The 11,512-nt window shown below is 70.8% G+C and carries 13 protein-coding genes; 9 read left to right on the forward strand and 4 right to left on the reverse strand.

What is annotated here, in order from left to right:
• The 8 genes from Q0C12_RS13145 to Q0C12_RS13180 form a co-directional block, all read left to right on the forward strand.
• Window positions 1-1,292: ATP-binding protein (locus Q0C12_RS13145; RefSeq protein WP_290890923.1), on the forward strand; the 1,292-nt coding region annotated here is incomplete at its 5' end.
• A 105-nt stretch (window positions 1,293-1,397) separates the two neighbouring features.
• Entirely contained in the window at window positions 1,398-2,888 is a 1,491-nt protein-coding gene (trpE, locus tag Q0C12_RS13150; RefSeq protein ID WP_290890925.1) for an anthranilate synthase component I, read from the forward strand.
• A gap of 6 nt (window positions 2,889-2,894) precedes the next feature.
• Entirely contained in the window at window positions 2,895-4,640 is a 1,746-nt protein-coding gene (locus tag Q0C12_RS13155; protein WP_290890927.1) for a diguanylate cyclase, read from the forward strand.
• A gap of 49 nt (window positions 4,641-4,689) precedes the next feature.
• Window positions 4,690-5,277, forward strand: coding sequence for an aminodeoxychorismate/anthranilate synthase component II (locus Q0C12_RS13160; protein WP_290890929.1), 588 nt, complete (start codon window positions 4,690-4,692; stop codon window positions 5,275-5,277).
• Window positions 5,278-5,300: 23 nt separating this feature from the next.
• Complete coding sequence (gene trpD / locus Q0C12_RS13165) at window positions 5,301-6,335, forward strand: anthranilate phosphoribosyltransferase (protein WP_290890942.1); 1,035 nt, start codon at window positions 5,301-5,303, stop codon at window positions 6,333-6,335.
• 6 nt (window positions 6,336-6,341) lie between these two features.
• Window positions 6,342-6,518, forward strand: coding sequence for a hypothetical protein (locus Q0C12_RS13170; RefSeq protein WP_290890931.1), 177 nt, complete (start codon window positions 6,342-6,344; stop codon window positions 6,516-6,518).
• Window positions 6,515-7,303, forward strand: coding sequence for an indole-3-glycerol phosphate synthase TrpC (gene trpC / locus Q0C12_RS13175; RefSeq protein ID WP_290890932.1), 789 nt, complete (start codon window positions 6,515-6,517; stop codon window positions 7,301-7,303). The genes Q0C12_RS13170 and trpC overlap by 4 nt, the downstream gene beginning before the upstream one ends.
• A 7-nt stretch (window positions 7,304-7,310) precedes the next feature.
• Window positions 7,311-7,967: a haloacid dehalogenase-like hydrolase gene (locus tag Q0C12_RS13180; protein ID WP_290890934.1), complete on the forward strand. Its 657-nt coding sequence runs from the start codon at window positions 7,311-7,313 to the stop codon at window positions 7,965-7,967.
• Window position 7,968: 1 nt separating this feature from the next.
• On the opposite strand, the gene Q0C12_RS13185 is transcribed toward Q0C12_RS13180, so the two are convergent.
• Together Q0C12_RS13185 and crp are read right to left on the reverse strand one after the other, a co-directional pair.
• The gene (locus Q0C12_RS13185) at window positions 7,969-8,430 is read right to left on the reverse strand and encodes a GNAT family N-acetyltransferase (protein WP_290890935.1); all 462 of its coding nucleotides are present in this window, start codon (window positions 8,428-8,430) and stop codon (window positions 7,969-7,971) included.
• A gap of 3 nt (window positions 8,431-8,433) precedes the next feature.
• On the reverse strand, window positions 8,434-9,105 hold the full coding sequence (gene crp, locus Q0C12_RS13190; protein WP_290890937.1) for a cAMP-activated global transcriptional regulator CRP: 672 nt from the start codon (window positions 9,103-9,105) through the stop codon (window positions 8,434-8,436).
• A gap of 190 nt (window positions 9,106-9,295) precedes the next feature.
• On the opposite strand from crp, the gene speD reads away from it, so the two are divergent.
• Complete coding sequence (gene speD / locus Q0C12_RS13195; RefSeq protein ID WP_290890938.1) at window positions 9,296-10,090, forward strand: adenosylmethionine decarboxylase; 795 nt, start codon at window positions 9,296-9,298, stop codon at window positions 10,088-10,090.
• A 64-nt stretch (window positions 10,091-10,154) separates the two neighbouring features.
• Here speD and coq7 read toward each other — a convergent pair whose 3' ends face one another.
• A complete protein-coding gene (gene coq7, locus Q0C12_RS13200) occupies window positions 10,155-10,799 on the reverse strand; it encodes a 2-polyprenyl-3-methyl-6-methoxy-1,4-benzoquinone monooxygenase (protein ID WP_290890939.1) in 645 nt (214 codons plus the stop codon).
• Window positions 10,796-11,512: heterodisulfide reductase-related iron-sulfur binding cluster (locus Q0C12_RS13205; RefSeq protein ID WP_290890941.1), on the reverse strand; the 717-nt coding region annotated here is incomplete at its 5' end. The genes coq7 and Q0C12_RS13205, both read right to left, overlap by 4 nt.

An 11,512-nucleotide genomic window follows, 5' to 3' on the forward strand; every position in this document is an offset into this window, starting at 1 on the left:
CGGCGCTGGCGCCGCCGGGCATGCGCGTGGTGCTGGCCGACCGCGCGGCCTGGGTGATGGCGCGCGCCGGCGCGGTGGCCGCCGACGACACCGAGGATGACCTGTTGCCCTGGCGACGCGGGCTGTACCGCGCGCTGCTATTCCGCGACACCCTGCCCACGGCCAGCGAGCCCGCCGACGCGCGCCGCGTGCTGCGCGCCGAAGTCGCCGGCGCCATTGCCGGCCAGCCGGGCACCGCCTGGCGCCGCGATCCTTCCGGCGCGCGCCTGCTGCTGTCGGCCGCGGTGCCGGTGCGGGTGGACGGCCAGGTGCGCGCCGCGCTGCTGATCGAACGCTCGAACTCGGAAGTGCTGCTGCTCACCGACCGCGCGTTCTCCGGCCTGCTGGGCGTGAGCTTCGTGGTGTTCCTGGCCTCGTTCGGGCTGCTGTTTCTGTTCGCCTCGCGGCTGGGCACGCGCATCCGCCGGCTGCGCGATGCCGCCGAGCAGGCGCTGGACCGCGAGGGCCGCGTCACCCGCTTCCCGGTGACCGACGCGCGCGACGAAGTCGGCGACCTCTCGCGCAGCTTCGCCAGCTTGCTCGAACAAATCGCCGGCTACACCGACTACCTGCGCTCGCTGTCGGGCAAGCTCTCGCACGAGCTGAACACGCCGCTGGCGATCGTGCGCACCTCGCTCGACAACCTGGATTCGGCCGACCTGCCCGCCGAGGCCCGGCCCTACGTCGGCCGCGCCCGCGACGGCATCGAGCGCATGGGCACCCTGGTGCGCACGATGAGTGAAGTCACGCGCATCGAGCACGCGATCTCGGCGGCCGAGCCCGAGGATTTCGACCTGCGCGCGCTGCTGGCCGACTGCGCCGAGGGCTACCGCGCGCTGCTGGCGCCGCGCGAATTCCGGGTCGAGCTGCCGGCCGGGCCGCTGCCGCTGCGCGGCTCGCCCGAGCTGGTGGTGCAGGCGCTGGACAAGCTGGTCGACAACGCGCGCGGCTTCTGCCCGCCGGAGGGCTGGGTCCGGCTGTCGCTGGCGGCGGAGGGCACGGGGGCCCGCATCGCACTGGCCAACACGGGCCCACTGCTTCCCGAAGCCATGCAGTCCCGCCTGTTCGACTCGCTGGTCAGCCTGCGCGCCAAACCGCAGCGCAACGAGGGCGGCACGCACCTGGGCTTCGGCCTTCACATCGCCAAGCTCATCACCGAACTCCACCGCGGCCACGCCGAGGCCCGCAACCTCCCTGCCGGCGATGGCGTCGAGTTCACCCTCCACCTCCACGCCATCCCCCACTCCCTGTAGGAGGGACTTCAGTCCCGAAGCTCCTCGCAGAAAAGCTCCGGGACTGAAGTCCCTCCTACAGGGGGCGGTGGATATACTTGGGGCCTGTCCGCCAAGGTCCGCCCCGTGATTTCCGCCGAAGAGTTCAAGCGCCTGGCCGGTGAAGGCCACAACCGCATCCCCGTCGTGCGCGAGGTGTTGTCCGACCTCGACACGCCGCTGTCGGTGTACCTGAAGCTGGCCGACGGCCCGCACACCTACCTGTTCGAATCGGTGGAAGGCGGCGAGACCTGGGGACGCTACTCGATCATCGGCCTGCCGGCGCGGCGCACCTACACCTTCCGCGACCACACGCTGGAAGTGCGCGAGCACGGCGAGCTCACCGAATCCCGGGAGCTGGCCGATCCGCTGGCGGAGGTCGACCGCCTGCGCGAGTCGTTCCGGGTGCCGCGCATGCCGGACCTGCCGGCCTTCACGGGTGGCCTGGTCGGGTACTTTGGCTTCGAGACCATCGGCTGGATCGAGAAGCGGCTGGCGGGCCCGATGCCGGACGGCACGCACAAGCCCGACCAGCTCGGCACGCCCGACGCGCTGCTGCTGCTCAGCGAGGAAGTCGCGGTGTTCGACAACCTCAAGGGCCGCCTGTACCTGATCGTGCACGCCGACCCGTCCGAGCCGCAGGCCTACGCCAAGGCCGTGCGCCGGCTCGACGAGCTGGTGTACCGCCTGCGCCACTCGGGCCGCAGCTACCCCGACGTGCTCGATCCCTCGCTGCTAAGCGAGCAGGATTTCGTGTCCGGCTTCACCAAGGAAGGCTTCCTGGCCGCGGTCGAGAAATCGAAGGAATACATCCGGGCCGGCGACATCTTCCAGGTGGTGCTGAGCCAGCGCATGAGCGTGCCGTTCCGGGCGCGGCCGGTGGACGTGTACCGGGCGCTGCGCGCGCTCAACCCCTCGCCCTACATGTATTTCCTCGACCTCGGTGGCACCCAGGTGGTGGGAAGCTCGCCGGAGATCCTGGTGCGGCTGCAGGGCGGCGAGATCACCGTGCGGCCCATCGCCGGCACCCGCCCGCGCGGCGCCACGCCCGAGGCCGACGCCGCGCTCGAGGCCGAGCTGCTGGCGGACCCCAAGGAGCGCGCCGAGCACCTGATGCTGATCGACCTCGGCCGCAACGACGTCGGCCGCGTCGCCGAACCGGGCAGCGTCACCGTGCCCGACCGCTTCATCATCGAGCGCTACTCGCACGTGATGCACATCGTCAGCGAAGTGCGCGGGCAGGTGCGCCCGAAGGTCGGCTTCGCCGAGGTCATCAAGGCCACCTTCCCGGCGGGCACCGTCAGCGGCGCGCCGAAGATCCGTGCGCTGGAGGTCATCCGCGAACTCGAGCCGGTGAAGCGCAACATCTACTCCGGCGCCGTCGGCTACCTCAACTGGTGGGGCGACGCCGACACCGCCATCGCCATCCGCACCGCCGTTATCCAGGACGGCCGCCTGCACGTGCAGGCCGGCGCCGGCATCGTCCATGACTCCGATCCCGAGAAGGAATGGGACGAGACCATGAACAAGGGCCGCGCGCTGTTCCGGGCCGTCGCCCAGGCGGCGGGCGGGCTGTAACCTCGTATGTCGTCGCGCGTCCAAGGCTTGGTCGAGAGGCTGCGGCCGCGCAGCGCGGGGCTGCGCGCGTGGCTGGGCTTGAGCTACGGCGTGCTCGCGATCGTACTGGTGGGCGTGCTGTCGGTGATGATCGAGGGCGCCGCGAGCGACAAGCTCGAGGAGGACATTGGCCTGCGCCTGGCCGGCAGCGCGGTCGCGCTGGCCGACCGCATGGATGAAGGCCTCTACGAGCGCCTGAACGACATGCGCACCATGTCCCTGCTGCCCGGCGCCGCCGACCCGGTGGCGAACCAGGACAGCCTGCGGGCGATGTTCGACATGATGCAGCTGAGCTACCGCGACTACGCCTGGATCGGCATCACCAGCGCCGACGGCCAGGTGCAGGTGGCCAGCCGCGGCTGGCTCGAGGGCGTCAGCATGTCCGAACGGCCCTGGTTCAAGGCCGGGCTGCGCGAACCGTTCGTGGGCGACGTCCGCGACGCGGTGCTGCTGCAGAAGTTCGTCCAACCCAGCGGTGACGGGCCGCTGCGGCTGATCGACGTCGCCGCGCCAATCAACGATGACTTCGGCGTGACGGTGGGCGTGATGGCGGCCCACCTGTCCTGGGAGTGGGCCGAGCAGCTTCGAAACGACCTCATCGACAGCCTGGTGGCGCGCGACCCGGTGGAGGTGTTCGTACTCAATGCCGACGGCAGGGTGGTGCTGGGTCCGGCCGGCTGGCGCGACCAGTCGCCGGCGCTCGCCAGCCTCGGCCGCGTGCGCAGCTCGGCGTCCGGCTTCGTGCTCGAGACCTGGCCGGACGGGCACGACTACCTCACGGGCTATGCCCGCACCCGCGGCCGGCCGCTGTTCGAGAGCCTGGGCTGGGTGGTGCTGGTGCGCATGGACGCGGACGTGGCGTTCGCGCCCGTGGCCGATCTGCGCCAGCAGATCTGGCTTGTGTCGGGCGCGCTGACGCTGGCCTTCCTGATGGTCGCCTTCGTGCTGGCGCGGGAGATCGGGCGCCCGCTGCAGGCCCTGGCCAGCGCCGCGCGGCGGCTGCAGGCGGGCGATCCGGACGCGGCCTTCCCGGCCGAGCGCGGCTACCGCGAAGCGCGCGAGCTGACCGGCGCGCTGCGCAACCTCGTGGACGAACTCACGGCGCACGAGCGCGAGCTCACCGCGCTGACCCAGCAGCTCGAGCAGCGCGTGCGCGAGCGCACCGTCGAGCTCAGCGAAGCCAACGCCCAGCTCGAGGTGCTGGCCATGACCGACGGCCTCACCGGCCTCGCCAACCGCCGCCACTTCGGCGACCAGCTGGCGCGCGAAGTCACCCGCTGCGGCGAGAAGGGCAAGCCGCTGGCGCTGGTGACGATGGACATCGACCACTTCAAGGCCATCAACGACACCCACGGCCACCCCGCCGGCGACGCCGTGCTGCGCCGGGTGGCGTTGCTGCTGGAGGAGAACGTGCGCAGCGGCGACCTGCTGGCGCGCGTGGGCGGCGAGGAGTTCGCGGTGCTGGCGCTGGAAGCGCCGATGTCGGAGGCCATGCCCTTGGCCGAACGCCTGCGCGCCTGCATCGAGAACGCCGGCCCGATCCCCGTGGGCCGCACCGCCGTCCCGGTCACCATCAGCGTCGGCGTGGCCGTGCTCTGGTCGCGCCAGGGGGATCTGCTCAAGGCCCCGGAGCGACTTCTGGCCGCCGCCGACGATGCCCTCTACCGGGCCAAGCGCAACGGGCGCAACCGGGTCGAAGTGGCGGCGCCGTAGCGCCGGGAGCTTTATACTCGGCAGCCCACCCGCCAGGCCCGCGTCCCCCATGCTGTTGATGATCGACAACTACGACAGCTTCACCTACAACCTCGTGCAGTATTTCGGCGAGCTGGGGCAGGACGTGAAGGTGGTGCGAAACGACGACCTCACGGTCGCGCAGATCGCCGCGCTCAAGCCCGACCACATCGTCATCTCGCCCGGGCCGTGCACGCCCAACGAGGCGGGCGTCTCCCTCGAAGTGCTGGAGAAGCTGGCCGGCCAGGTGCCGATCCTGGGCGTGTGCCTGGGCCACCAGAGCCTGGGCCAGGCCTTCGGGGGCGAGGTGGTGCGGGCCCGGACCATCATGCACGGCAAGACCTCGCCGATCCGGCACAAGGGCCTGGGCGTGTTCGCCGGGCTGCCGGATCCGTTCGAGGCCACGCGCTACCACTCGCTGGTGGTGCGCAGGGAATCCTTGCCCGACTGCCTCGAGGTCACGGCCTGGACCGAGAATGAAGACGGTTCGATCGACGAGATCATGGGGCTGCGGCACAGGACGCTCGCGGTCGAGGGCGTGCAGTTCCATCCGGAATCCATCCTGACGCAGCATGGGCACGACATGCTTCGCAATTTCATCGAGGGCGTTCGGGGTTGAAACCCCTCCTACAGGTCATGGCCATGCCGATTACCCCGCAGGATGCGCTCCAGCGCATCATCGAGAACCGCGAGATCTTCCACGACGAGATGGTGGGGCTGATGCGCCAGATCATGCGCGGCGAAGTCTCGCCCGTGGTCACGGCCGCCATCCTCTCCGGCCTGCGCGTGAAGAAGGAAACCGTTGGCGAGATCGCCGGCGCGGCGCGGGTCATGCGCGAGTTCGCGGCCAAGGTGGTGGTGCCCGATGCGCACAACTTCGTCGACATCGTCGGCACCGGCGGCGATGGCGCCCACACCTTCAACATCTCCACCGCCAGTATGTTCGTGGTGGCGGCGGCCGGCGCCAAGGTGGCCAAGCACGGCAACCGCAGCGTGTCGTCCAAGTCCGGCAGCGCCGACGTGCTCGAGGCCTTGGGCGCGGTGATCGAACTGCAGCCCGACCAGGTCTCGGCCTGCATCGCCGAGACCGGCATGGGCTTCATGTTCGCGCCCATCCACCACCCGGCCATGAAGAACGTGGCGCCGGTGCGCAAGGAGCTGGGCGTGCGCACCATCTTCAACATCCTGGGCCCGCTGACCAACCCGGCCAGCGCGCCGAACATCCTGATGGGCGTGTTCCATCCCGACCTGGTCGGGATCCAGGTGCGCGTGCTGCGCAAGCTCGGCGCCAAGCGCGCGCTGGTGGTCTGGGGCCGCGACGGCATGGACGAGATCTCGCTGGGCGGCGCCACCATGGTCGGCGAGCTGCGCGGCGACGACGTGGTGGAATACGAGATCCATCCCGAGGACTTCGGCATCTCGATGGCCGCCAGCCGCAACCTGCGGGTCGAGAATTCCGAAGAGTCCATGGTGCTGCTGAAGGAAGCCCTGGACGGCAAGGACGGCCTGCCCAGGGAAATCGTCGCCCTCAACGCCGGTGCGGCGCTTTACGCGGCCGGCCGCGCGGTCTCGATCGCCGACGGCATCGACCAGGCGCGCAAGGCGATCGCCGCCGGCAAGGCGCGGGCCAAGCTCGATGAGTTCGTCGCCGCCACCCGCCGCCTCGGCGGGAAGTAGGGCGCCGTGTCCGGCTCCGGCTTCGCGCAGACCCCATCGCCGCCTTACTACGCGGTGATCTTCAGCAACCAGCGCACGGCGGCGGGCGAGCGCGGGCGCAATGAGTGGTACCAGCATTTCGAACTGCGCGTGGCGAAAGTCGAGCGCGCCTACGGCGGCCCCGTCCGTCAGGAAGGACCATGAGCGACATCCTGCAAACCATCCTGCGCCGCAAGGCCGAAGAAGTGGCCGAGCGCGCGGCGCGCGTGCCGCTGGCCGAACTCGTGGCGCGCTGCGAGGGCCTGCCGCCCACCCGCGGCTTCGCCGCCGCCCTGCAGGCGAAGATCGATGCCGGGCTGCCGGCCGTGATCGCCGAGGTCAAGAAGGCCAGCCCGAGCAAGGGCGTGATCCGTCCCGACTTCCGCCCCGCCGACATCGCGGCCAGCTACGAGCGCGGCGGCGCCGCCTGCCTGTCGGTGCTCACCGACGTGGACTTCTTCCAGGGCGCCGACGATTACCTGGTGCAGGCCCACGGCGCCTGCGCGCTGCCGGTGCTGCGCAAGGATTTCACCGTGGACGCCTACCAGGTGTACGAGGCGCGCCTGCTGGGCGCCGACTGCATCCTGCTGATCGTGGCGGCGCTGGGCGACGGGGCCCTGGCCGACCTTTCGCACCTGGGGATGGACCTGGGCATGGACGTGCTGGTGGAAGTGCACGACATCGACGAGCTCGAGCGCGCGCTGCAGGTCGGGGCGCCGCTGGTGGGCATCAACAACCGCAGCCTGCGCACCTTCGACGTGACGCTGCAGACCACGCTTGACCTCAAGCAGGCCGTGCCCGGCGACCGCCTGCTGGTCACCGAAAGCGGCATCGCCACGCCGGCCGACGTGGCGCTGATGCGCGGCAACGGGGTGCATGCCTTCCTGGTCGGCGAGGCCTTCATGCGCGCGCCGGACCCGGGCGCCGAGCTGGCGCGGCTGTTCGCCTGAGGCCACGATGCCCGCCGCGACCGTCCTGTTCGACTTCGACGGCACCCTGGTGCGGGGCGACTGCGCCGCGGCCTGGCTGCGCGGCCAGCTGCGCAGCCATCCGCTGCGGCGGCTCGCGGCCGGCCTGAGCTTTCCCTTCCTCGCCCCCGGCTTCGCCTGGTGGCGCAGCGCCTGGCTGCCGGCCAGCTTCTACACCTGGCTGGCCACGGTCGGCCGCACCCAGGAAGCGCTGGTCGAGGCGCGCGAGGACTTCGTGCGCGAATGCACCCTGCGCCGCGACGAGCTGCTGATCGCCCCGGCCGTGCGCCGTTTGCACGCGCACCTCGAGGCGGGCGACGAGGTGGTGATCGTCACCGGCGCCGAAGCGAGCCTGGCCCGCGACCTCTGGCGGGCCCTGGGCCAGCCCGAGGTCCCGGTGGTGGGCTCGAGCGTGCGCCAGGCCTTCGGTGGCTGGATCGGCCAGGAGCACACCATCGGCCCGCGCAAGATCACCGCGCTCGCGCGCGAGGGCATCCGGCCGCCCTTCGCCGCGGTCTACAGCGACAGCTTCTGGGACCTGCCGCTGCTGTGCGAAACCGCGCGCCCGGTGCTGGTGCGCCCCGACCCGCGCAGCCTCGCGCGCGTCCACAAGCGCCTGCGCGGCGCCTTCGAACTGCTGCGCTGAGTCAGTCGCCGAGGCGTTTCAGGAACCTGAGCGCGCTTTCGTTGAAGCCGCAGGCCTTGTAGAAGGCGTGGGCTTCGGTGCGGTGGGTGGCCGAGGTGAGCTCGATGCGCGCCGCGCCGGCCAGGCGGGCGCGGTGCTCGGCTTCGCGCAGCAGCATCCGGCCGACGCCGCGGCGCTGCTCGCCGTCGGCGACCACCAGCGCCGTGATGCGGCAGGTGCGCGCGCCCAGCGGCAGGTAGTACATCAGGTCCAGCGCCAGCAGCCCCACCAGGCAGCCATGGCGGTCGGCGACCAGGATTTCCTGGTCGGCTTCCTCGGCGAGCGCGCGCAGCCGGTGGGCGGCTTCGGCGCGGTCGCAGGGGTAGCCCAGCACGCCCAGCAGGGTGGCGACGCCGGCGGCGTCCTGGGCCGTCGCGGGACGAACCAGCAGGGAATCGGTGCCCGCCACGCCGGACCGGGCCATGCGTCAGCGGGTGCCGTACACCACGACGGTCTTGCCGCGGGCATGCAGCAGGTTCTGCTCCTGCAGCTGCTTGAGCACGCGGCCGGCCATTTCGCGCGAGCAGCCGACGATGCGCGCCAGCTCCTGGCGCGAGACGCGGATCTGCGTGCCCTGCGGGTGCGAGAGTGCATCGGGCTCGGTGCACAGGTCGTGCAGGGTGCGGATGATGCGGCCGCTGACGTCGAGGAAGGCGAGGCGGCTGGCCTTGCGGCTGGTGTCGAGCAGGCGCTTGGACAGCTGCAGGCCGATGGCGTAGAGGATGCGCGGGCACTCGGCCTGCAGCGGGCCGGCGAACAGCTGGTGCAGGCGGTCGTAGTTGATCTCGGCCAGCTCGCAGGCGCTGCGGGTGCGGACCACCACGGCGCGGGCGTCGGCGGCGAAGAACAGGCCCATCTCGCCGATGAACTCGCCGGCGTTGACGTAGCCCAGGATCAGCTCGCGGCCGTCGGGCTCCTCGCTGACCACGCTGAGCGAACCGCTGACCACGTAGTGCAGCGAGGTGGCGGGCGCGCCGGGGCGGAATACATCGGTTCGCGTGGGGTACCGGCGCCGGTGGCAATGGTCCAGGAACCGGCCCATGGTCGCGGCATCGGGCGCCAGCGGGCTGTTGACCAGTTTCGGCGGCTGGATCGACATGTTCGGCGAACTCCTGTTCTGACGGCGCCAAGGCGGGCTCTGGAGGCCCCTGCAAGGATTCAGCTTAGGCCGGGAACGTGCCCCGGGCAATGCCGGCGAGGGCCCCGCCGGCGCCAAGGTTCCCCCGGGGGGCGGTTTGGCCGATAATGCGCCCCCTCGCTCCACCCCCTCCGCATACGGGAATGCCCACGTGGTCAAGCCACTGCCTCGCCTCCGGCTCCAGGGTTTCAACAACCTCACCAAGGCGTTGAGCTTCAACATCTACGACGTCTGCTACGCGGTCTCGGAAGAGCAGCGCCAGCGCTACATCGAGTACATCGACGAAGCCTACAACGCCGAGCGCCTGACCCAGATCCTGACCGACGTGGCCGAGATCATCGGCGCCAACATCCTGAACGTGGCCCGCCAGGACTACGACCCGCAGGGTGCTTCAGTCACGATCCTGATCTCGGAAGAGCCGGTGATCGACAAGAAGGCGGCCGGCAAGGAGTTGATCTCCGACGCCGTGGTGGCCCACCTGGACAAGTCGCACATCACCGTGCACACCTATCCGGAAACCCACCCACACAACGGCATCGCCACCTTCCGCGCCGACATCGACGTGGCCACCTGCGGCGTCATCTCGCCGCTGAAGGCGCTGAACTACCTGATCGAAAGCTTCGAGTCCGACATCGTGGTGATGGACTACCGCGTGCGCGGCTTCACCCGCGACGTGAAGGGCAAGAAGCACTACATCGACCACAAGATCAACTCGATCCAGGACTTCCTGTCCAAGCCCATCAAGGGCAAGTACGAGATGATCGACGTCAACGTGTACCAGGAGAACCTGTTCCACACGAAGATGCACCTCAAGGAGTTCGACCTCGACACCTACCTGTTCGAGGAGAAGGCCAAGAACCTTGGCTTCAAGGACCGCATGCGCATCGAGAACCAGCTCAAGCGCGAGATCGTCGAGCTCTTCAACGGCCACAACCTGGCCGACTGAACCGCTTCATCCCGTCGCGAAGAACGGCCCGGCGCGCAAGCCCGGGCCGTTTTTCGTTGAAGGTTCAGCCCCGGTAGGCGATGGCCTTCATGACGCGGGAGGTCAGGGCCATCAGGCGCGGGATGGGCGAGGGCAGGACGCGGGCGCCGGCGGCGAGGGCTTCGTCGGCGTGGCGGGCCTCGTCGGCCTTCATGGTGCGCAGGATGGTGCGGCTGCGCTCGTCGCCCGGGGGCAGGGTGGCCAGGTGTTCCTCGAGGTGGGCTTCGACCTGGCGTTCGGTTTCGACCACGAAGCCCAGGTTCCAGCCGTCGCCGCGCAGGCCCGCGGCCAGGCCGATGGCGTAGCTGCCGGCGTAGAACAGCGGGTTGAACAGGCTCGGCCGGCTGTCGAGCTCGCGCAGGCGCTCGGCGCACCAGGCCAGGTGGTCGGTTTCTTCCTGGGCGGCGTGCTCGAGCTGGGCGCGGGTGGCGGCATCGCGGGCCACCGCGGCCTGGCCGACGTAGAGCGCCTGCGCGCAGACCTCGCCGGTGTGGTTGATGCGCATCAGGCCGGCCGCATGCCGTCGTTCGGCCGGGTCCAGCGTGGCGGGTGGCAGCTCGCCGGCGGGGTTGGGGCGTTCGGCACGGGCCGTGCCGAGGGTGGTACCCAGGGCGTGCTGGGCCTCGATCAGGATCCGGTCCAGCGGGCTGTAGTGGCGGGCGACGGTCATGCCAGGTGCTCGGCGAGGAAGTCGATGGGATGGCGCACCGGGATTGTAAGGCCGCTGGCCAGGTGCAGGCGGCAACCGATGTTGGCCGACAGCAGTACGGTCGCACCGCTGGCCGCCACGGCCGCGTGAAGCGGCCCGCGCAGCGCCGCCGCCCGGTCCGGGAACGCGACCTGGTGCAGGCCCGCGGCGCCGCAGCAGCCGGCGTCGGGCAGCACCACCAGGTCCAGCGCAGGGATGCGGCCCAGCAGCCGGCGCAGCGCCGCGCCGCTGCGCTGGGTGCAGGGCAGGTGCAGGGCGACGCGCTGGGTGGCGGGGCGGAATGCGAGGGCATCCGCGTGGCCATCGAGGGCGACCAGCGCATCCACGGCGCTTCCGTCTACGCTGCGCGACAGGCTGTCGAGGCAGCCGCTGGCCAGGCAAAGCACGCGGTCGCGGCCCTGGAACGCGGCGCGGTTGGCGTCGCCGAGCCTGGCTGCGGTGGCGGCATTGCCGGCATGGGCGGCGGCGGCGCCGCAGCAGCCCTGGCCGGCGGGAAGCTCGATCTCGAGCCCGGCCGCCGCCAGCAGGCGCGCCAGCGCGGCGCGGCTGCCGGATTCATGCCGGTCGGCGATGCAGCCGGCGAACACGGCCACCTTTTCCCGACCGGCGGGCGGCGGCAAGGGCTCGGGCCGGGGCGGTGGCGGCAGCGCGGGTCGAAGCGGCGCGGGCAGCCA

The organism is Arenimonas sp., assembly GCF_022842045.1.
Taxonomy (GTDB): domain Bacteria; phylum Pseudomonadota; class Gammaproteobacteria; order Xanthomonadales; family Xanthomonadaceae; genus Arenimonas.

Coding starts and splice junctions, on each gene's coding strand:
- Q0C12_RS13155 (WP_290890927.1), top strand. CDS start 2,895: ATGTCGTCGCGCGTCCAAGGCTTGGTCGAGAGGCTGCGGCCGCGCAGC.
- Q0C12_RS13160 (WP_290890929.1), top strand. CDS start 4,690: ATGCTGTTGATGATCGACAACTACGACAGCTTCACCTACAACCTCGTG.
- trpD (WP_290890942.1), top strand. CDS start 5,301: ATGCCGATTACCCCGCAGGATGCGCTCCAGCGCATCATCGAGAACCGC.
- trpC (WP_290890932.1), top strand. CDS start 6,515: ATGAGCGACATCCTGCAAACCATCCTGCGCCGCAAGGCCGAAGAAGTG.
- Q0C12_RS13180 (WP_290890934.1), top strand. CDS start 7,311: ATGCCCGCCGCGACCGTCCTGTTCGACTTCGACGGCACCCTGGTGCGG.
- Q0C12_RS13185 (WP_290890935.1), bottom strand. CDS start 8,430: ATGGCCCGGTCCGGCGTGGCGGGCACCGATTCCCTGCTGGTTCGTCCC.
- crp (WP_290890937.1), bottom strand. CDS start 9,105: ATGTCGATCCAGCCGCCGAAACTGGTCAACAGCCCGCTGGCGCCCGAT.
- coq7 (WP_290890939.1), bottom strand. CDS start 10,799: ATGACCGTCGCCCGCCACTACAGCCCGCTGGACCGGATCCTGATCGAG.